The following is a 21,172-nucleotide window of genomic DNA, read 5'->3' as shown; positions in this document are numbered from 1 at the left end:
ACCTTGATCTCATGACAATTGCGCACTCATCCCTCATGCCCTCTTCCGTTCTCCGGGCGCGCGCAGCACGGCTCGCAGCAATCGTTCTCGCTGTCAGTGCCACGCTCGCGGCCTGCTCCCCCGCCGCCGACGAGCCCGCAGACTCTGCAACGACAGAAGAATCCACGACGGATGAGACCACGGGCGACGAGGGAACGCCAGACGAGCCTGCCACCGGTGGCCTCAGCACCGACGATGTCGGCAACGCCACGCTCCGTATCAACGGTGTCGAGTTCCCCGACTTCACCGGGGACTGCGATATCAGCCGACAGGCGGGCAGCGAAGACGTCGGAGACCTGACCATGCCCGGTCTTTTCATGATCCTCGCCCTCGACAACGTGAAAGCGCACGAAGAGATGTCGATGAACTTGGTGTCGGTGGCTGACGGCGGGTTCAGATTCGGTGACCTCACCGGAGCTGCCGGCGTTGGCAGCCCCGCCAAGGGACAACTCACGCCGCAGTCCGAGCTCGGCGCACGAACAGCCGACGGCAGCCGTGACATCGTCGAAGTGCGCTGGGCAGGCGAGTTCGAAGACGGCACTCCGATCGAGGCAGATGTCGTCTGCGAACTGCAGAACAAGCTCTAGTTCACGTACTCATTCGGCGGCTGTCTCGCGACACGCGCGAGTGCCGTTCACGCCCCACCGCCGGGCCAGAAGGCAAGGCTCAGCCAACTGGCATAAACTAGGCCTCTTGATTACTGAGCCCGCGGGGCTCGCTCGACGGAGGTTCCGTGGCCGGAAATGCCAACACGCGCTTCAACAATGTTTCACTGTTGTCGGTCGCGAGCACACTACCCAGCCGGGTAACCACATCAGAAGACCTCGAGGCGCGCCTCGCCCCGGCGTTCTCGCGCCTCGCGTTGCCCAGCAGACTCCTGCAACGGGTGGCCGGTGTTCTCGAACGTCGCAATTGGGCTACCGGTGAAACATCCGACGACGCCACCGTCTCAGCAGGCCAACGCGCGCTAGCTGAAGCTGGGGTGGATGCCTCTGAAGTCGGCCTCCTCATCAACACGTCTGTCAGTCGAAAGCACCTTGAGCCGTCGGTGGCGGTGCGCCTGCACCACGGCCTCGGCCTGCCCAGTTCGGCCATCAACTTTGACGTAGCCAACGCGTGCCTCGGCTTTGTGAGCGGCATGAACCTTGCTGCAAACATGATCGAGTCGGGCCAAATCCGCTACGCGATCATCGTCAATGGCGAAGACGCCGACGACATCCAAACCAACACCATCGATCGCCTGCTGAAGCAGGATTCCGATCGTGACGGCTTCATGAGCGAATTCGCCTCGCTCACCCTCGGCTCCGGAGCCGCTGCTGCTGTACTCGGACGCACCGACGAACACCCGGCCGGTCATCCGATTCTCGGAGGCGTCACCCGCGCGGCGACCCAGTTCCACGAACTCTGTGTCGGCAGCGTCGACGGCATGTTCACCGACGCGAAAGCCCTTCTCAAAGGTGGCCTCGACCTCGTCGTTTCGGCGTGGAAAGAAGCATCCACCGAATGGGACTGGTCGAAGATGGACCTCTACGTCACCCACCAGGTGTCGTCGGTACACACCAACGCCATCGTCAAGGCGGCAAAACTTGACCGAGACCGTGTGCCCACCACCTTCCCGCAATACGGCAATGTCGGCCCCGCGTCGATTCCCATCACCCTCGACGAAGCGCAAGGAACCCTGAAGAAGGGCGACCGCGTTCTGCTCATGGGCGTCGGCTCCGGCCTCAACACAGCAATGATGGAACTCGCATGGTGACTGAAGCCGCTTCCCGCCCGCCGCACGACCTGCCCGGGCTCGACCCGCGCTTCAGCCGAGTTGCCGCCGTACCTGGTAATGGTGTGGATGCGGGACTCACCCGCGAATGGCACTACCTCGATACCGGCGACGAGTTGTCTCGCCTCGGCGTCCCCATCGCCGGTACCATCTTGGCCGTCCACGGCAACCCGACCTGGTCGTACTACTGGCGCGAACTGCTGACGCAGACTCTGCAGGCAGCCGAGGATGCGGCTGGGGCTGGCGCTGAGTCTGGAGCTGCGGCGCCGGCGTGGCGCGTTATCGCCGTCGACCAACTCGACATGGGCTTCTCGGAGCGCACCGGCATCCATCGTCCGCTCGCGCAGCGCGTCGCCGATCTCACCGCGTTCACCGAAGCGCTCTCGATTGATGGCCCCGTTATCTCGCTCGGTCACGACTGGGGCGGCGTCGTCTCCCTCGGCTGGGCCGTCGACCACGCGGAGCAACTCACCGGCGTCATGCTGTTGAACACCGCTGTGCATCACGAGACCGGCAAGCCGATTCCGGCACCGCTGCGGCTCGCTCGAGCACGCGGGATGCTGGCGGCATCCACCGTGCGCACTCCCGGGTTCTTAGAGACCACGCTCGCGCTCACGTCTGAACCGCTCGATCCGACGGTCAAGGATGCCTACCGTGCGCCGTACCGCACGGCAGCCCGTCGTGGCGGAATCGGCGGCTTCGTTGCCGACATCCCCGTCGACGCCAATCACGAAAGCTATAACGAACTCGACCGCATCGCCACCGCTGTCGCGGAGCTTGATCTGCCAGCGCTCATGCTGTGGGGGCCGCGCGATCCGATCTTCAGCGACTACTACCTCGATGACCTCATCGAGCGACTCCCGCACGCGAATGTGCACCGCTTTGAAGGCGCCGGCCACCTTGTTGCCGAAGACGTGCCGTACGCCGACTTCGTGCTGACCTGGCTCGGCGACAACGCCGCGAGCCTCGCGAACCTTGGCTCGGACGCGGCCTCGCCGTCGCCGTCGCCGCGGGAAGCGATCGCCCGCGCATCCGCTGCCTCAGACGACTCAAGCTTCTTGCCGCTCTGGCACAATCTCGACGAACGCGCCGACGACTCTGCCACCGCTGTGATCGACATGTCGACGCGAGGAAACCGCGGTCCCCAGCAGGTCAGTTGGCGCCAACTCAGCGACCGTGTGAACCGCATCGCCGCCGGCCTCACCGCGATCGGCGTGCGCAAGGGCCAAAGGGTTTCCCTGCTCGTCCCGCCCGGGCCGACGCTCACTGCCGTGGTCTACGCCTGCCTGCGCATCGGCGCCGTCATCGTCGTCGCGGATGCCGGCCTCGGCGTCAAGGGGCTCACCCGTGCCGTGCGCGGATCGTGGCCCGACTTCGTCATCGGCGAAGCCCCCGGCCTCATCGCCGCCCGCACGCTCGGCTGGCCGGGAGTGCGCATCTCCACCTCGCAGCTACCCAAGGTTTCCGCCGCGACTCTCGGAGTTTCGTACAGCCTGCGCGACCTCATCACGCTCGGCGCTAACACGCCTCTCCCCGCCGAACCACGGTCTGCGGATGACGCAGCGATCCTCTTCACTTCGGGCTCAACCGGCCCCGCCAAGGGTGTCGTGTACCGCCACGGCCAGCTTTCTGCTCTGCGGGACGTGCTTGCGCGCCACTTCGAAGTCACCGCCGACACCGGACTCGTGACCGGGTTCGCGCCGTTCGCTCTGCTGGGTCCTGCACTCGGCACGCGCTCCGTGACCCCCGAGATGGATGTGTCGGCTCCCCGCACACTCACTGCTCGGGCCGTCGCGGCTGCCGTTGAAGCATCCGGCGCGAGCATGGTCTTCCTCTCCCCCGCTGCCATCCTCAATGTAGTGGCGACTGCGGGAGATCTCACGGCGCACGACCGCAGCGAACTCGAACGTGTTCGCTCGTTCCTCTCCACCGGCGCGCCCATCGGAGCCGAGCTGCTCGCCTCCGTCGGCACGATCATGCCGAACGCGACCGCGCACTCGCCCTACGGGATGACCGAATGCCTGCTTGTGACGGACATCACGCTCGACGGCATCCGTGCCGCCGCCGGTGGTAGTCATACTGGCGTGTGTGTAGGCAAGCCGATCGGCGAGAACCAACTGCGCATCAGCGCGCTCGATGACCACGGTGCAGCGACTGGGTCACCCAGCACAGAGCCCGGCGTTCTCGGCGAAATCGTCGTCTCAGCGCCGCACCTCAAGGACCACTACGACCGCCTGTGGCTCACCGACCGTGAAGCTGCTCGCGAGACCACTGTCGAGACGGATGCCGCCGCTTCTGCTGCCGCATCGGATGCGACGGATGCGACGGATGCACCGGCTGCGCCCACTGCGCCCCCCGCGCGCTGGCACCGCACCGGCGACGTCGGTCACCTCGACGAACTCGGCCGCCTCTGGGTCGAAGGTCGACTCCCCCACGTGATCGTGACCTCGACAGGGCCGATCGCTCCCGTCGGCGCCGAGCAGGACGTTGAGAGTGTCGCGGCCGTGCGCCGTGCTGCCGTCGTCGGCGTCGGGCCGCACCAACTGCGGCAGGCTGTCGCGGTAGTCGAGACTGTGTCGCCGACTCGTCGGCCTGGACTCGCCAGCCCCGAGCTGACTGCGGCCGTGCGCGAGAGCACCACGCTGCCGCTGGTAGCCGTACTCGCGGTTCCCGAGCTACCGACCGATATCCGCCACAACTCCAAGATCGACCGCTCGCGGTTATCGGTGTGGGCGGAGCGACTGCTGGCTGGCGGAAAGCCGACTGCACCATGATCGTGCTGATCACCGGGGCATCCGGATTTCTCGGACGCGCGGTTGCCGCAGAGGCGGTCGCCGCGGGGCATGACGTGCGCACGCTGCAACGACGACCATCCGGTGTCGACGGCGTCACGGACTTCCTCGGCTCGATCACCGACCCGGATCACGTCGCGCGTGCGATGGCAGGCGCTGAGAGCGTCATCCACCTCGCCGCGAAAGTATCGCTCGCCGGCGACCCGCACGCGTTCCACACCGTCAACGTCGAGGGAACCCAGCTCGTGCTCGCCGCAGCCGAAGCAGCCGGCATTTCTCGCTTCGTGCAGGTGTCATCGCCCTCGGTCGCGCACGCGGGCTCCGCGCTGGCAGGCGTTGGCGCCGAACCCGCGTCGCCCGAGCATGCCCGCAGCGAATACGCGCGCACCAAGGCCACCGCGGAACTGCTTGCTCTCGCCAGCGACAGCGACCGGATGCACGTGGTCGCCATTCGCCCGCACCTCGTCTGGGGTCCCGGTGACACTCAACTCGTCGGCCGCATCGTTGATCGGGCTCGCCGTGGACGCCTGCCCCTACTCAATGGCGGCACCGCCCTCATCGACACGACCTACGTCGACAACGCGGCATCCGGAATCGTGGCCGCCCTGCACCGCGCCGACACAGCGCACGGCAAGGCCTACGTTCTCACCAACGGCGAACCGCGTCCCGTCGCCGACATCTTGGCGGGCATCTGCCTCGCTTCGGGAGTTCAGCCGCCGCGCTGGAGCATCCCAGCTGCCGTTGGCCGCACCGCAGGATCCTTGGTCGAGCGCGTATGGGCAGTGCGCCCCGGAGTCGACGAACCGCCCATGACCCGCTTTCTTGCCGAACAGCTTTCGACAGCGCACTGGTTCGATCAGCGCGACATCCGCGAGGCTCTGGACTGGTCGCCAGCCGTGAGTATTGACGAGGGGCTACGCCGACTCTCCCGCCACGAGCAATAGCGGGTACGCTCGGGGCACGAGCCACTCGGCTCACAGGAGGACAACGTCATGGCCGATAAATCACCCAAGAAATCATCCGGCAAGACTGTAGCGAGCAAGTCTCTCAAGGAGAAGCGCGCTGACAAGAAAGACAAGGCCGCCAGCAAGCGCAAGGACTAGACCTCAGTCAGGCACGGCTCAGCGTCGACAATGTCGAGCGTGTCGTGCCCGGCGAGAGCCTTTTCGATAGGCCCTCAGAGCACGAAAAAAGGACCGTCCAGATGGACGGTCCTTTTCTCGTATTGTCGGGCTGACAGGATTTGAACCTGCAACCCCTTGGAGGTTTTTGACCTCACCGAAAGCTTGCGGAAATCTCGAGTTTTTCCTGGTCGTGCGGGGAATCGAGTGATTCTCCTGAGCTAGTCTACCCGGTCATTTACGGTCCGTCACGAGTGATTCCGATGGGTATTAGATGGGCTGCTTTTACCAGCCAAGTAATGCCGCGTCAGACACAAGGAGTAGCTCTCCCCGCCGACCTTGCAGCGACCCTCGCCACACCGGCGTGGCAAGCCATGGCCATCGCAACGAACCACCAAACTGGGGGTGAAGCAACTGGTGCTTCGAATTTCAAATCAATACTGCTTTCTTGAACCACCACCAATATCTCGTAAGTATCGGGGTCAAGTGCATCATGTCACACGGTGTCGATTGTGAGTGGTTTGAGAGACCACTCCTCATGTCAGACCTCAATGCGATGATAGGCGCAAGAGCAGGAGAGGAATCGGATGTCGGCTGGAAGTCTAATCCAGGCATACGCCTATGAGGTTGCTCCGCAGCAAGCCTCCTCATTCCGTGGTGGCAAGATCTCCATCTCCAACCCCCTACAAAACGCCCTGAATCTAACCTTCTCGCGTTCACGCATCGACAGCGCCCCGGCTGTGACTTTCCAGGTAGACCAGCAATCACCTTCCAGGGCACATCCGATTCGCGATGCTGCCCTTACTGTAGCCTTTTCTTCGGGGGCGGAGGTGCCAGCGGTCGAGGGACTCGCCCGCCGACTCGCCGACGCTATGGACCACCGCTCCAAATCATCGCTACTAATAGTCAGTGTCCACCAGAGCGCACAGACACAATCGAGGCGACTCCTGATTTGGACCTTTCCGCAAGAGGAAGTCTTCAACTTCCAGCTCCAAGGAGGTCAACCCAGCCTTGAACTTCTGGATGCATTCAACCGTGAATCGAAGCTCCGGAAGGCCGCTCTGTTGGAAGGCCCGAACGAGAAAACTGGCATGCTCACCGCAAGGGTGCTCGACTTTCAAGCAACTGGAAGCGACAGCGGCATAGCCGATCTATGGATTCACAAATTTCTCAACGCCCGTATGCAGATGAATGATGTTGAGGGCACCCAGCTACTCGCCCGCGCGCTTCGTAACGCACATAATAAGACGAAGGGCGACGTCGATGCACAAGAACAAATCAACTCTGCAATTAGCGGCATCCGCGCCAACAGTGGACAGCGTTGGTCAATGGAATCCGTCGCCCAGAAATACCTTTCTGACACCGTCGAAACGGCGTTTCTTTCAGGCATCGACCATGAATCACGCGCTGCGATTTTCGGTCTTGATCTCGCCCGTTTCGACACGCTAATCCATTACAAGCGTTTCACGCTCGCCAACGGAATCATCGTCTCCGCCCCGTTTATCGCACTTGAAAACAACGGGGCACTGAGTATAAGTGCGACTGGGAGCACACGCGTCCTTCGCGCGGAGGGAATTATTGAGGAAGAAGAGGTCAGAGTCCGTGGCTGAGATTACGGGGTTGGAAGACAAGTACGAGGTTCGACGCGAACTCCTCCATATCCTCGCCGCCAAGCTGGAGGAGCGCACCAAGAATGCGCTCGAAGGCCTCCCACACATTGATCGCATTACATTTCGTGTGAAAGATACCGCTTCCTTCCTGAAGAAAGCCGCTAACCCGAAGTACGAGTACCCGTTGGTGCAACTTGAAGACCAGATTGCAGGCCGAGTCATCACGTTCTTCCGGGATGATCTCAATGTGGTTAAGAAACAATTGACTCTCTGGTTCGGGGCAGTTGAGCATGAGACTAAGGAGCCTGCCGAGGCGTCAGAGTTTGGGTACGAATCCGACCACTTTGTGTTCGTCATCGCCGAGCATCTCAAACCAGAAGGTTGGAACGACCTCGCCGACATGCCACAAACTTTTGAGTTTCAGCTCCGCACCTTGTTTATGCATGCTTGGGCCGAGCCTCAGCATGACATCGGTTACAAAGGCGATCTGGACGGGGAAGCCCAGAAAGAGCTTGCCTGGATCGCAGCCTCGGCCTGGGGTGCGGATCGCACTATGAACGAACTTGCTAGACGCCTCAGTGCGCCTGAATCAATTTTCGCGAATGGGCAACAGTCAAATCTTCCCTAGGAAATGGGACCTGCTGCGCCACGGCCAGGGAAGCCGCATGAACCTACGTACTGGGACATATTCTGGGTCCACCTCTTACAGCAAGGGTTCGAACGGGTTGACGACGACGATCTTGGCGTTTGGAAAATCTCCTTTATTATTGAACCTCAACCATTCCGCCTTCGATTCAATTTCACCGGCAAGGGTCCTTAACGCCAGTTGCATGGCGTGCCAAGGGAACGTGTCGTCATAGTCGAGTACAGGCTTCTTGCTTGGCCCGGTAGCTTCGAGCATTGCTTTGATCTCACGCTCGAAACGCCCCGCAGCATTACCCTCGTTGTCTTTGAGCTTTAACGCGACTTCCGTACCAGTATCAGACAGCGCTCTTACGACCACTTTGTAACCGCGGTTGGCAGTATAATCGACACACATGTAGCCCTCAGGGTAAATGAATGCCATTCGGAACGCCCGTAGTAGCCCGCGTTCATGACACGAGTTCCTTGATTCCTCGAGATAATGGCAACATCTCATCGAGCTTCGTAACGATGCGCCCCTGCTCAGCCAATGGTGGAAGTGGAAGATGGGTAAGTAGAAGCATGTCGCGGCTGATACCAGGGATCATACTTTTTGCCTGCCCTTTTAAAGCAGAAACCGAGTATTCGAGGAATGCGGCGACGTAGTCTCGACAGACCTGTGTGCATGTTATCGCCATGACTTGCCTTGCTACATGTGCCTTTGATTCCTGTAGGACTGCAAGATCCCCGATAGTTCCCTTGCAGGTGATCAGAAGATCACCCTTCTGAGCAACCGTCAGTGGTTTCTCCGTCCACCGCGTAATTGTAAGAGAGCCATTTGCGAAGTTACTGGCACCAGTGATGTAAGGGATACCAATGGGCTTATCAGAATACTGCTCAGGCGTGAGGTCTCTTCCGGATAAGAGGCTTATGGTTTCCCCCAGATTGACCCAAATCCAACTGTCGGGCAACCTGAACGCTTGCTCATCTGCCACGACTTGCGGTAGCAGCTTCTGACTTTTAGGGTTCTTACCTTTGCCCAGTTGAGCACGTTCGGCTTTGATTGTTTTGAGGAGTTCGGCTGCGGTGCCATCGCCTGGGAGTTGTTTGGTGAGTTTGCCGCTGATCGCTGCTTGCAGGATGGCGCGTTCGAGTGCTTTGGCGAACTCGGAATCTAGATGCTCTCTCTCTCTCTCTAGCTCGGCAAGTTGGTCAATTAGGGGCAAAACCTCGTCGAGTCTCCCGACGATGCGTTCCTGCTCCGCAAGCGGCGGCACCGGAATGGGTAGTCCAAGGATGGTGCCCAGATTGAGTTCCTGTTGCTTGGTTGTGCCACTCGTGAGGTCATCCAGGTTGAGCTGAATATGGGGCGACGAAATGAAAATGTCGACAAAACGCGGAAGCAGTTGTTGGAAAGTGCGTATTACCGTCACATGTGAATCTGCAGCCATAGCGTCGTACGCAGCCGGTTCCGAGTTTGCCAACATTGTTGAACGACCGACTGTGCCGGTCCCTGTCGAGTTCCAGAGAATGTCGCCAAAGCCTAAGAGGCGTTCCTTGGGGAGCGCCTTGAACGCTTGGGGTTCGTAGGGGCGGGCAAGCGAAGGATCGAAGCCCGACCAGCGAACACACTTCTGGGAGACAGCCAAATAGGGCGAGACGTCTGCATACTTAGGTGACTTGCCCCGTTGGGCATACCTAGCTATCAATCCCAGTCGAACCCATTCCCAGCTCTTGGGCAGGTCAAATGGTTGTTCCTCGGCTGTAACTGGCAGCAGCGGCTTTTGCTTCCTCAGTTTGCCCGCCTTGATGAGTTCGGCGCGTTCGGTGGCGATCTGTTCGAGCAGATCAGCGGCGGTGCCGTCTCCGGGGCGTTGATTAGTGAGTTTGCCGCTGATGGCTGCTTGGAGGACGGATTGGCGTAGGCGGTCGGCGATCATTTGGCGACCTCTAAAAGCGCCTGGATTTGGGCGATCTTTGCGTTGATTTGTCCATCGAGTTCAGCACGTTTGGTCCTATATTCGGCGATGGTTTCTTCGGGGCTAAGCACCACAGTGACTGCCTGCGGGTACCCACAGCGGTCGAGATTATATCCACCAGTAATTAGCTGTTCGGGGGTAAAACTTTGGGCCTTAGGGCTGCCTGCAGCATCGTGGATCTCCTGACGGTCAGCCCACCATGAGGCTGCGCTGGCGAGGTGTTCGCCGAGCATTGGACGGGTTTTCGAGAACGCCTTGTATTCTTCGGGTAGGTCCACCCTGTAGTACCAAGTTTCTTTCGTTGCACCCGTGTTGTCGAAGAACAGCAGATTGGTGGCAATCGAGGTGTAGGGAGAGAACACCGTGCCGGGCAAACGAATGATGGTGTGGAGGTTGAACTCTTTGATGAGTCGCTCCTTCAAGGCGAGCTTCGCTCCGTCATTGCCGAATAGGAACCCGTCAGGTAGAACTACTCCGGCACGACCGTTCCGCTTCAACCGATATGTAATCAGAGCTATGAAAAGGTCAGCAGTTTCGGAGGAGCGAAAGGCTTGAGGGAAGTTGGCTTTCACCGAATCTTGCTCGGTTCCACCGTAGGGTGGGTTCATGGTTACCACGTCAAATTTCTCGTGGTCCTTGAAATCTCGTACGTTGCGTTCTAGTGAGTTTCCGTGGAAGAACTGGGGCTGATCCACGTCATGTAGCAACAGGTTGGTGACACCTAATAGGTAGGGCATTGGTTTCTTCTCGATGCCGTAGACGCTGGACCGGTATGAGGCGCGGTCTTCAACGCTTTCAACTTGATCATCGAGATGTTTGAGGGTTGAGGTGAGGAACCCTGCAGTTCCGGCAGCAAAGTCAGCAACGGTCTCGCCAAGCTTGGGGTTGATCATTTCGATCATGAAGTCCGTGACGGCGCGGGGCGTGTAATACTCACCGGCGCTACCCGCGCTTTGGAGTTCTTTCAGCAGCGTTTCGTAGATGTCACCGAAAGCATGACGGTCTGCGTACTCCTCAAAATTGATCGCATCGATAAGATTCACTAATTGACGGATGAGGATCCCGTCTTTCATGTACTGGTTGGAATCCTCAAACACTGCGCGCACTACTGATTGACTCAGCGGTGTTTCAGGGGTGATCTGCAGTGCTTTCAGCGCTGGGAATAGCTCCGTGTTTAGGAACGTCAGTAACTCGTCGCCAGTTTTGGAGCGGCCGTCTTTGTGATCGGGCGCCCAGGAGCGCCATCGTAGTACCTCGGGAATGATGGAGTTGTAGTTGGGATTGTGGAACTCCCAGTCAGCTTCTTTTGCGTCATACACCTTAAGGAACAATAGCCAGGTGAGTTGGGCGATGCGTTGGGCGTCGCCGTCGACTCCGGCGTCTCCGCGCATGATTTTGCGGGAGGTGGAAATAAAGGTGTTGAGGCTCATATGCTTAGGGGCGCTCCTTAGGCGGCTTGGTAGAGGGCTTCTGTTAATTCGTGAACCACCTGAAGGTAGGCATCGCGTCCACCAAAAAGGTTGGCAATGTTCTTAGGCGAGCCGAATTGGGTAAAGGGGTCGTTGTTGAGAATCCGGGTGGTCTCGATTTCAGATATACCGATATCTGCGTACTTGTCGAGCAGAGCTTCTAGAACCTGTTCACCCGCACTCGAGTACTTTTGCAAGTAACCGCGTTTTTTCACGTGGTTGATTCGTTCCCGCCTGGTTAACGGTGGTTTATCGTATGCGACATGCAAGATTATGTCGAAGTCATCGATGTAATCGAGCGTGCCGTTAGCTTCTGCCCTGATAGCCTCGAGAAACACTCCACGGCTACTGAGTTGGGTGACGAGTTCGTCTTTGCGTTCGGCAGCAGACCAGGCGTGCAGGAAGGAATCTAAACTGGAGTAGGTGTTCAGCAGGGATTTCTTGGAGAAGTCCCTGATGGACTCAGTCACGAGTTTGCCGGTCGTTGGGTCAACGTATTGGATGCGCTCGTTCAGCAGCTTGACCTCGACTCCGCGCACGCGCACTTTGCCCTCCGGGTCCTCACCTGGGTCGGTCATCCATGGTGGGTCACAGATAATGACCGTGCCATCGTCTGACTCCAAGTCAGGGTCTTCTGTACCGTCAGCTAATTCGTCCTCGTCTGGCCAGACTGGTTCAAGGATTTCACCGTCGTCACCGGGTTCTGGGACAGGCAGATCGATGATAGACACTGGTGCCCCATCAAAGTCGGGGTCAGCGAAGTGGCGGGTAGAACCACGGAAGTCCATGATCGTGAAGAATTCTTTGCCGTGCTCCGCGTCAAGACGAGTGCCTCGCCCGATGATCTGCTTGAACTCAGTCATTGACCCAATATTGGACTCAAGAACCAGTAGCTTGATGGTCTTGACGTTCACACCGGTTGTCAGCAGCTTTGAAGTGGTTACGACTGTTGGATACTGCTCGTTAACGTCAGCGAAGTTGTCTAGCTGGCTCTTACCTTCTTTGTCATCACCCGTGATCTTCATGACGTACCGGTAGTCCTCGACCATGCGTTCAAGGTTCTCGTTGGCGAGTGCTTGGCGCATTCGTTCGGCGTGTTCGATATCGACACAGAAGACGATGGTCTTTGAATCAGTGCCATATTTTTCAAGCCATGAGGTTACGTACTTAGCGATCATCTGAGTGCGCTCATCGATGATCAGGCTCCGGTCGTAGTCTTTGACGTTGTATTCGCGATCTTCAACCTCAAGGCCGTCAACATCTACCTGGCCATCGCTAGGTCTCCACCCCTCAAGATCGACATTGAGGCCAGCACGAATAACCTTGTAAGGCGCAAGGAAACCATCCTCGATGCCCTGCTTCAAGCTGTAGGTGTAGATAGGCTCGCCAAAATAATCGATGTTCGAGACATCTTTGGTCTCTTTCGGCGTCGCGGTCATACCAATGTGAATGGCGCCCGAGAAGTAATCGAGCACTCGCCGCCACAGCGATTCGTCACGGGCTGAGCCACGGTGACACTCGTCAATGATGATGAGGTCAAAGAATTCTGGTTTGAACTGGCGGAATGGCTCCTCGCCACCTTCGCCTGCGAGCTGTTGGTACAAGCTCATGTAGACCTCGTATGAGGAGTCGAGCTGTTTACCCTTAACCTTGGTGATCCGTCCAGAGAGTGGCTCAAAGTCACCGGTGATTGTCTGGTCAATCAACACGTTGCGGTCAGCTAAGTACAGCACCCGCTTTACGCTGCCTGCCTTCAGCAGCCGCCAGATGATCTGAAACGCGGTGAAGGTCTTGCCAGTGCCAGTTGCCATCACGAGCAGCTGGCGGTTTTGCCCGTGTGCAACTGCTTCCAGGGTGCGGTCGATTGCAACCTGCTGATAGTAGCGAGGCTCTTGCCGATTGAACGGGTCAACGTAGTACGGTTCTGCCACCAGCGCCGCACCCTTTTTATCTAAGCCTTTACCTACGAGGTAGCGCTGCCATAACGCTGCCTCGGTTGGGAACTCGTCCATCCCGATCTCTCGCTCGATACCTGTGAAAAAGTCGTGCTCAATGAAACCTTTACCGTTTGACGAGTACGCAAACGGGGCATCGAGCTTAGAGGCGTAGCCAAGAGCTTGCTGCATGCCAGCGGTTATCGTGTGCTGCATGTCTTTGGCCTCGACGACGGCGAGAGGCTTGCGTGATTTCGAGCCGAGTAGCACGTAGTCGGCCTTGCCGATCTCGCCCCGCTTGGTCTTCGTGCCCTGAACGATAACCTGCCCCGGCGTGATGACCTTCTCCATGAATAGCTGTTCTTTGCGCCACCCCGCGGTCTCAACCAACGCAGGAGTGATGAATCGCTGCTTTACGTCTTCTTCAGTGAGCTTTGACATCAGTCTCCCCACCCTGCTTGTTGACGACTTCAGCGCCATCGTGCCACCGACAAAAACGGCGAATAATGTCTTTACGCGGACCACAGAATCGTGACATTGTTTACCGGTCCTCCCGAGTCGAGGCGCCACCCTGGCGCACCCACTCGTCAACTTCGCTCGCCTGAAACTTCCAGAGTCGCCCAACCTTGTGAGCGGGCATATTCCGTGTATTGATCCAGACGTACACGGTGTCTTTGGAAACACTGAGATGGGCGGCGATCTCATCAGCAGACACCCACGGCTCGGTCAAGTTTCCTCCTAGATGGGTCGATGGAATCGACCCGCTAGAACGGATCTTATCGGAGGTAGACCGATCGCACTGGAATCAGCTGGGTCTTTTCCAGCGGTCGCGCTCATTTGTTACCGAGTGACACCTCCGAGCAGTGTTGCCACGTTTCGCAGTGCGGTCAATCCTTGGGTTGGCCGGGACCTTATGCCTCGATCTGCAAGACGCGTGGCAGCATCAGAGCGGGGGTCTCAAGTGTCACCAGTCGGATGTAAGGTTTAGAAACTTCATCAAAGGCAGAGGGCTACTCAGTCGTCTGCGGCAGGTCGTTGGGGTGTGGGAGACGACTACAGTGCCTCTGCATCCTCTGCCAGACACAAAACAACGGTGACGCAAATTTTGCGCCACCGTTCTTCCCGCTGCGATCGAAGCGCAACTAAGATTTTGCACCATGAGCGGCAAACGATCCCATGTCACCAAGGTACGCTCGCGTTCCCATTTCGTCCACAGATCTACTCATTGCGATCGCCCCAGCCTTGCTGCGCAACGTTCCAGATCCCGTGGGCTGTCTCTCGCAACACTGGGTCGCTGAATCGTGCAATTTCGTTGAGCACTTCGGCGAAGGCTTCGGGGAGCTCCTTCTGGCGATTTACGCGTGTACGCCAGGCACGCCACTTGGGTTGCGCACGCTCGGGCATCTCCGCGAGTGCCGGTAACACTGGAGCGAGCGTGACGCCTCGGTAAGCTGCCACGGTCTCCAGCGAGTTTCGGAGGGTGTCCGCCTCAACTGAGTGAAGGTGCGTAAGCGTGTAGACGTCAGCGAAGTCCCTCCAGCGCGTGTTCCCCTCTCCTCGATCGATCGCGGTGACGATCTTCTCAGCGAGCACCATTACTAGCGGATAGCCGAGCAGCGTAACCGGCGGTTGATCGAGTGGCACGATGCGCGGCAGCTCGATGAGTTGAGGAGCTGGCCATATCGGGTCACCGAAGTTGACGTCGATCCCGATAGTCAGCCGAGCACGACCGAGGTGACCGACGAGTCGCACGCGCACGCCAGCGTACTCATCAGCATCGCCGTCCCGAATAGCAGATGCGGTGATGCTGTCTGCGTCGAAGGCCACCCCGTCAGACAGTTCGATGGCTGCAATCTCACGCAACCGCCCGGCCACGTCATCGGCATCATTAGATAACCCAGTGGCTTGGAGATCGATGTCTTTGGTAGGACGACGAGCAGCGAATGCCGCCAACAGCACACCTCCCTTGAGCACGAAATCGTCTCGATGCGGTGACGCGGCAATGCGAGCAAGCAGCGCTTCGAGTACATACAGGATCTGCAACTCTTGCACGTCGCCGCCGGTGTCACGTGCGAGTTTCTGAATTGCCAGTGTTGCATCACCATCGGGCGTGCCGTGTTGTGGTTTCGGTGTCATAGCAGGATCTCTAGAGCGTTCTGTAGTGCGGGTCTCCCTTTCGGGAAGCTCTTGGCAATGGTGAGCAGTTGGGACGGGCTGTTCCCTTTGACACGGAGCCATCGTTTGAGCGCTCCGATTGCGAGGTCGCTACCCCATTCGTAGCTGAGGCGGAACAGATCGATGATCGTGCGTTCCGCGGAATAGAGCCCAATTGTTCTCCCGCTCGGCAGCGCGTACTCAGTGCGGCCGATATCGAAGGTTGCAGGATCGAAGTGGTGCCAACTGATCGGTGCGCTCCATGCGGTCAATGGCTTTGCGCCGCGCGGTATCGCGATGTTGCTACGTGTCGGGATCTCGTCTGTGAGGTCATGGATCGATAGGGCCGTCAGCAGGCAGAGTGTTGCTTGCGGCCGCTTGGAAGCGATTGCCATCCACGCAGCCGTAGTGTCGTCCGTTGCGCCGGTGCGCAGAAACTGACCGGGTGCGATCCGTTCGTATTCCTCGTTCTCGATGAGCCGGTCAAACTGCCGACGCGTCAGCCCCGCGTTGGTGAGATCCTTATATCCCAGCATGTCGGGTAGCAGTGCAGCATCCATATTCACCTCCGCTCGAACTAAATTAGTTACAGATACAGCATACCTGTTACTGTTTCTGATCACCAGAGTTCTGAGCTTCGTCATCCGAACGCCTTCTCCAGCAGACCTGCAGTCGTGGGGTCGACGGTCTCGTTGCGGCGGATGTAGTGCTTGATCGTGATCGCCGGGTCAGTGTGACCAAGCAGTTGCGAGGCCAGCTCGACACCAGCTTGCTCGTTGATTGTCGTGGCGACCGTGCGGCGGAACTTGTGCGGAGTCACGCCCTCGATCCCTGCCAGGTTCATCACATGCCGCAGCTGGCGGCGCACGTTATTCGTCGTCAACGGAGTGCCCTCGCGGGAACAGAACAGCAGCGCGTGGGGGTCGATCGTGTCGAGCTGCTTCAGCCGAAGTTGCACAGCTTGCGCAGCGAATCCCGGAAGCTGAATCGTGCGCCGCGAACGCGCGGTCTTCGGGTGATCCTGCCGTGTCGTTAGTTGACCCTTCGGGCTGATGATCGTTCCGGCGATCCGCACAGATGGCACGCTCAGATCGATGTCGCGGCGGCGGATTGCGAGCACCTCGCCGATGCGCGCGGACGTGCCCAGCATGACCTCGATGATTGCACCGAGTTGCCCGTCGGGCTTCGGCCCCGAGACGTCGCGTCCGGCTTCCCAATACGCAATCGCCGCACGGATCGCGGTGATTTCCTCGGGCGTGAACGCGTCCGGCATGCTTGCTTCGCGATGCAACCGCGCAACATGATCGACGGGGTTGCGCATCAGCACCTCGTGTCGCACTGCCAACGCGAGTGCGAGTCTCAGCACGACACGCGCATGCTTCGCTTTGGAGTACGAATTCTTCGCAAGCCGCTTCAGAAACTGGTCGCAGCGGGCCACCCCGATTTCGCGCAACGTCAGATCTTTGAATGCGGGCAGCACAAGGGTGCGCATGTCTCGCTCATACAGTTGCCGGGTTGCCGTCGAGAGCCGATCCTCCAGCTCGATGTCTTCGAGCCAGTACGCGACCAGATCAGGGAACGGGCTGTCAGCCGTGAGCGATCCCGCACTCGGTGCAATCAGATTGCGGTCGACGCACTTGGCCTTGAGCGCGTGCGTTGCAGCGGCTGCAGTGTCGCCGCTCGCCTGCACGAGCCGTGTGGCGCCATCCCAGTCCCGGTAGCGGGCGCGAGCTTCGATGCGCCCGCTCGGGCGACGACGGGTCGTGATCTCACCGTAGGTGCCGATCGTCAGGCGCGGGCGGCTCACAGCGTCACCGTTGAGGCGGCACAGACCGCGGAGACGGCGCGGGGTCGCGCTGCGCTTCGATCCACGCGGTCACGTCGGTGACCGCGAACTTGAGGTGCTTGCCGAAGCGGTACGCGCGCGGACCGACGTCGCGCGAGCGCCAGTCGTAAATGGTCGAGATGGGCACGCCGAGGTAGGCCGACAGTTCTCGGATGTCGAGCAGCGTCGGCAGGTCGGGCAGGGATGGCGGAAGTGGCGTTGGGCTGGTCATGCCGACCAGGTGCGCCGCGCGCTCCGAGACAACCGAAACCACCCGTAAGTGACACTCGTGAACCGAGCAAAGCGCTGGTCAGAAGCTGTTTCAGGAGGCGTTCTAGATGGGCATTAGATGGCCGGATCAAATCTCACCAACGAAAAATCGCGGAAACCCTTGAGTTTCCGCGATTTTTTGGTCGGGCTGACAGGATTTGAACCTGCGACCCCTTGACCCCCAGTCAAGTGCGCTACCAAGCTGCGCCACAGCCCGTGACAACTCGAATAGCTTATCGTGAAATTTAGGTGCCGATGTTCACATTGGGGTCAAAAGTGGCACAGAATCCGAATCATTTCGAGCTGACCCCGTGCGCGGCGGCGAAGAACTCGCGTTCGTGCTCCGTGGATGCCACGAAAGCGGTGAGCATCGCATCCCGAACCTGCGGGGTTGCGTCTGCTGCGAGCGCCGTCACTATCGTGATTGCTTTCTCTGTGGCATCCGTGAACGCGTCGTCGGCATAGGTGGTCAACCAGTCGGCGTAGGGGTGCTCGGGGTGCGCTAGCGGGTGCAGGCGGGATCCGACGTCGTGGTACACCCAGAAGCACGGCAGAAGGGCCGCAACGAGCACGGCGTAGTCACCGCGGGCGGCGGTTGCCAGCAGGTGGTTGAGGTACCCGGTAGTGGTTGCACTGGGCGAGGCGGCAAACACTTCTCCCTCGGGAGACCACGACTCGTGCAACTGCAGCTCCGTCACGATGCAGCCCTCAGCACTCGATGCCCAGAACGCTTGTTCCGCTGCGGTGGGTGCCAGTCGGGCAGCTTCGGCGAGCGCCCGCGCATAATCGCGCAGGTAGAGCGCATCCTGAGCCAGGTACCAGACGAAGTCGCCCCGGTCGAGAGAACCATCACCCAGTGCCCGCACGAAGTCACCTCCGTCGATCTCAGCCCGCACCGAGGCGATCTGCGCCCACCACTGCTCGCGCACCTCAGCAGCAGTCAGCGACGTCTCTACGCCTCCACGCTCCCATAGCCCGGCAAAGTGGTTAATCGGACCACGCCCGCCGCCCACCTGCAACGCCGCACCGGCACGGATGCTCTCGCTCAACCACCGCTTCGACTCCCCCACAGCGGCGGCCCACTCACCGCCGGCCGCAATCCGGGTCGCGAGCGCACTCGATAGCGAACATCCTGTTCCGTGGGTGTTGCTGGTCTCTATACGGATGCCGTCAAACTCAGTCACGACAGCAGCGTTCCCGGAACGAGCATCCACCAGCGCATCCGGAGCTTCGGCCCCGCTCAAGTGTCCGCCCTTGGCCAGTACGCGCACCCCGTAGGAGGCAGAGACTCGCGCCGCCTGCTCCAGCACCTCGGGCCACGACTCAGCGGCGGGTTCTGCGGCGATGATCGCGAGCTCGGGAATGTTGGGAGTGACCAGGTCACACACCCGCACGAGGTCGCGCAGCGCCTGCTCGGCTTCTGCATCCAGCAGTCGGTCTCCACTCGTGGCGACCATGACCGGGTCAAGCACCACGAGCGCGGGCTGAGCGGCGTCGAGCCACTCCCGCACAACGCCCACGACCTCGACGGTGCCGAGCATGCCGATCTTCACAGCATCGATGGCGATGTCGTCGCTCAAGGCATCGAGCTGCTCGCGCAAGAACGAGGCGGGCGGCACATGCACTCCGCGCACCCCCTGCGTATTCTGAGCGGTCAACGCGGTAATCGCTGCCATCCCGTAGCCACCATTGGCTGCGATCGACTTCAGGTCGGCCTGGATACCCGCACCGCCCGAAGGATCGCTGCCGGCGATACTCAGCACCCGAGGAACGCGCACCGCGCTACTGCTGCCGTTACCGTTTTCGTTCCGTGCCCCGCTAGCGTTTTCGCTCCGTACCCCGCTCACGCGTCTTCTCCCTCGTCATCAGTACCCACTACGCCGGCCCACGCTGCGGCGAGCGCCCGTGCCGCTTCTCGCGGATCAGCGGCACCACAGATGGCAGACACGACCGCAGCACCGTCTGCACCGCCCGCCCGCAGCAACGCGAGGTCATCCACGCCCACACCACCGATAGCGACGGCAGGTAGTGTGCTGAGCGCCATGAGCTCCGCCATGCGTTCATGCCTCAGAGACTCCGGAGCGTCTTTCTTCGTTGTCGTGGGGTGCAGGGCGCCAATACCGACATAGTCGACACCGGCAGAGCCCACACTCGCTTCATACAATTGGTCTTCGGTCGCAGCGCTGAGCCCCACGATCGCGTGCGGGCCCACAAGCGCCCGAACGGATCCCGAGGGCAGGTCCCCCTGCCCCACGTGCACTCCAGCGACCTTCGCCCCCATCTCGCGCGCAGCGAGGTACACATCGACGCGGTCATTGACGAGCACGGGCACCTTGCGAGCAACCGCCGTGGAGACGCGCAGCACCAGGTCGAGAAACTCTCGCGCCGGCATGTCCTTCTCGCGCAACTGCACGATGGTGACTCCCCCGGCGACCGCTTCGTAGACGAGATCCACAAGGTCGTGGCCCGCAGCTTTCGCCTGCCCCGAGTCCGTCACCAAATACGTCGAGAGGTCGAAGCTCTCACGAAAACCAGTCACTGCTGCTGCATCCTTACTGTTGCCTACGCCAAACCCGCTCACGCGATGACCGCCCGTTCTGCAATATCGTCCACCGAGACTTCGCTCAGCGCGTCGAGAAGCGCTACCGCGAAGCTGCCCGGCAGCGCCGAACGTTCCGCCGCGAGGTCGGCCGCTACCGTGTACACGCTCGTCGCCGCCACAGCAGCCGTCAGCGCATCCGGAGTCACCGCAGCAAACGCCGCCATGATCGCGCCGAGAGCACAACCACCACCCGTCACCTTGGTCAGCACCGGATGCCCGTTCGTGAGTCTTACGACACTCACGCCATCGGTCACCACGTCAGTCGCTCCCGATACCGCAACGACGCCGCCGGTTACCCGCGCGAGCATCTGAGAAGCGGTGAGCGCAGCATCCACACTGCTCGTACTGTCGACACCACGCCCACCCGTGCCCAGTTCGGCGAGCGCCAGAATTTCGGAGGCGTTACCCCGCACGATGGAGGGGCCGAGGTCACGCAGGCGATACGCCAGCGGAGTACGCACGGGCAGGGCGCCAATGGCCACTGGGTCGAGTACCCAGGGCGTTCCGGCAGCGTTGGCTGCTGGCGCCGCTTCGAGGGCTGCAGCGCGCTGTTCTTCACGACAGGTGCCGAGATTGATGAGCACCCCGGATGCCACGCCAGCGAACATGCCAGCTTCTTCCGGAATATCCACCATGGCCGGAGCCGCTCCGACAGCGAGCAGAGCATTGGCGGTGAAGCCCACCACCACGCTATTGGTGATGCACTGCACGAGCGGCGACGTCGATCTCACCGCCTCGAGCGCGTCTTGAGTGGCGGTCAGTAGGTTTGGTGGCGTACGCGACATGCACGACATCCCTTCGCTAGTTTTAACTAGATCAGGTTCGACGGGTGTGTTCTCAGCCCCGCAGGGCACCCCGTGTCACAAGTTGTGCCTCCACGATAGCGGGTCACACGGATGCTCGGGCAGTGGTAATGCGCCCGCCGCAAGGCCCACTTCGACCCACTTTCGACCAACTCCTGCCCCGCCCGAAGCCCGTTCGT

Annotated in this window: 18 protein-coding genes, 1 tRNA gene and 1 riboswitch; of the genes, 6 read left to right on the top strand and 13 right to left on the bottom strand. The window is 60.1% G+C overall.

The window, feature by feature from the left end; translation table 11 throughout:
- The first annotated feature begins 11 nt into the window (after positions 1-11).
- The 6 genes from ACWTV1_RS00180 (at position 12) to ACWTV1_RS00155 (ending at position 7,964) form a co-directional block, all read left to right on the top strand.
- A complete protein-coding gene (locus ACWTV1_RS00180; protein WP_498503656.1) occupies positions 12-626 on the top strand; it encodes a hypothetical protein in 615 nt (204 codons plus the stop codon).
- Positions 627-772: 146 nt separating this feature from the next.
- Positions 773-1,795, top strand: coding sequence for a 3-oxoacyl-ACP synthase III (locus tag ACWTV1_RS00175; protein WP_498503655.1), 1,023 nt, complete (start codon positions 773-775; stop codon positions 1,793-1,795).
- Positions 1,789-4,587: an alpha/beta fold hydrolase gene (locus tag ACWTV1_RS00170; RefSeq protein WP_498503654.1), complete on the top strand. Its 2,799-nt coding sequence runs from the start codon at positions 1,789-1,791 to the stop codon at positions 4,585-4,587. Before ACWTV1_RS00175 ends, ACWTV1_RS00170 begins: the two co-directional genes overlap by 7 nt.
- A complete protein-coding gene (locus ACWTV1_RS00165; RefSeq protein ID WP_498503653.1) occupies positions 4,584-5,549 on the top strand; it encodes an NAD-dependent epimerase/dehydratase family protein in 966 nt (321 codons plus the stop codon). Before ACWTV1_RS00170 ends, ACWTV1_RS00165 begins: the two co-directional genes overlap by 4 nt.
- Positions 5,550-6,313: 764 nt before the next feature.
- Complete coding sequence (locus tag ACWTV1_RS00160) at positions 6,314-7,336, top strand: hypothetical protein (RefSeq protein ID WP_498503652.1); 1,023 nt, start codon at positions 6,314-6,316, stop codon at positions 7,334-7,336.
- Positions 7,329-7,964, top strand: coding sequence for a GTP pyrophosphokinase (locus tag ACWTV1_RS00155; protein ID WP_498503651.1), 636 nt, complete (start codon positions 7,329-7,331; stop codon positions 7,962-7,964). Before ACWTV1_RS00160 ends, ACWTV1_RS00155 begins: the two co-directional genes overlap by 8 nt.
- A 75-nt stretch (positions 7,965-8,039) precedes the next feature.
- On the opposite strand, the gene ACWTV1_RS00150 is transcribed toward ACWTV1_RS00155, so the two are convergent.
- The 13 genes from ACWTV1_RS00150 to thiM all read right to left on the bottom strand — a co-directional run bounded on the left by ACWTV1_RS00150 (position 8,040) and on the right by thiM (position 20,975).
- Positions 8,040-8,402 carry a hypothetical protein gene (locus tag ACWTV1_RS00150; protein ID WP_498503650.1) on the bottom strand — a complete coding sequence of 121 codons (363 nt, stop codon included), beginning with the start codon at positions 8,400-8,402 and terminating at the stop codon, positions 8,040-8,042.
- 25 nt (positions 8,403-8,427) lie between these two features.
- Positions 8,428-9,897 (bottom strand): restriction endonuclease subunit S, encoded by a 1,470-nt coding sequence (locus ACWTV1_RS00145; RefSeq protein WP_498503649.1) that lies wholly within the window; start codon positions 9,895-9,897, stop codon positions 8,428-8,430.
- Entirely contained in the window at positions 9,894-11,366 is a 1,473-nt protein-coding gene (locus ACWTV1_RS00140; protein ID WP_498503648.1) for a class I SAM-dependent DNA methyltransferase, read from the bottom strand. Before ACWTV1_RS00140 ends, ACWTV1_RS00145 begins: the two co-directional genes overlap by 4 nt.
- Positions 11,367-11,383: 17 nt before the next feature.
- Complete coding sequence (gene hsdR, locus ACWTV1_RS00135; protein ID WP_498503647.1) at positions 11,384-13,780, bottom strand: EcoAI/FtnUII family type I restriction enzme subunit R; 2,397 nt, start codon at positions 13,778-13,780, stop codon at positions 11,384-11,386.
- Between the two features lie 100 nt (positions 13,781-13,880).
- Entirely contained in the window at positions 13,881-14,069 is a 189-nt protein-coding gene (locus ACWTV1_RS00130; RefSeq protein ID WP_086992915.1) for a helix-turn-helix domain-containing protein, read from the bottom strand.
- Positions 14,070-14,557: 488 nt separating this feature from the next.
- Positions 14,558-15,475 carry a nucleotidyl transferase AbiEii/AbiGii toxin family protein gene (locus ACWTV1_RS00125; protein ID WP_498503646.1) on the bottom strand — a complete coding sequence of 306 codons (918 nt, stop codon included), beginning with the start codon at positions 15,473-15,475 and terminating at the stop codon, positions 14,558-14,560.
- Positions 15,472-16,137 carry a type IV toxin-antitoxin system AbiEi family antitoxin domain-containing protein gene (locus tag ACWTV1_RS00120; protein WP_498503645.1) on the bottom strand — a complete coding sequence of 222 codons (666 nt, stop codon included), beginning with the start codon at positions 16,135-16,137 and terminating at the stop codon, positions 15,472-15,474. The genes ACWTV1_RS00125 and ACWTV1_RS00120 overlap by 4 nt, the downstream gene beginning before the upstream one ends.
- A complete protein-coding gene (locus ACWTV1_RS00115; RefSeq protein ID WP_498503644.1) occupies positions 16,134-17,300 on the bottom strand; it encodes a tyrosine-type recombinase/integrase in 1,167 nt (388 codons plus the stop codon). The genes ACWTV1_RS00120 and ACWTV1_RS00115 overlap by 4 nt, the downstream gene beginning before the upstream one ends.
- A 4-nt stretch (positions 17,301-17,304) precedes the next feature.
- Positions 17,305-17,550: a helix-turn-helix domain-containing protein gene (locus ACWTV1_RS00110; protein WP_498503643.1), complete on the bottom strand. Its 246-nt coding sequence runs from the start codon at positions 17,548-17,550 to the stop codon at positions 17,305-17,307.
- 178 nt (positions 17,551-17,728) lie between these two features.
- Positions 17,729-17,805: transfer RNA gene (locus ACWTV1_RS00105), tRNA-Pro, on the bottom strand.
- 76 nt (positions 17,806-17,881) lie between these two features.
- Positions 17,882-19,435: a bifunctional hydroxymethylpyrimidine kinase/phosphomethylpyrimidine kinase gene (locus ACWTV1_RS00100; RefSeq protein ID WP_498503642.1), complete on the bottom strand. Its 1,554-nt coding sequence runs from the start codon at positions 19,433-19,435 to the stop codon at positions 17,882-17,884.
- Positions 19,432-20,127 carry a thiamine phosphate synthase gene (thiE, locus tag ACWTV1_RS00095; RefSeq protein ID WP_498503641.1) on the bottom strand — a complete coding sequence of 232 codons (696 nt, stop codon included), beginning with the start codon at positions 20,125-20,127 and terminating at the stop codon, positions 19,432-19,434. Before thiE ends, ACWTV1_RS00100 begins: the two co-directional genes overlap by 4 nt.
- Positions 20,128-20,165: 38 nt before the next feature.
- A complete protein-coding gene (thiM, locus tag ACWTV1_RS00090; protein ID WP_100389183.1) occupies positions 20,166-20,975 on the bottom strand; it encodes a hydroxyethylthiazole kinase in 810 nt (269 codons plus the stop codon).
- A riboswitch (TPP riboswitch) is annotated at positions 20,967-21,058 on the bottom strand. Its footprint overlaps the gene before it by 9 nt.
- Between the last annotated feature and the right edge of the window lie 114 nt (positions 21,059-21,172).

The organism is Salinibacterium sp. VpJ6, from assembly GCF_059767345.1.
This window is presented reverse-complemented; position numbering and strand designations above follow the sequence as displayed.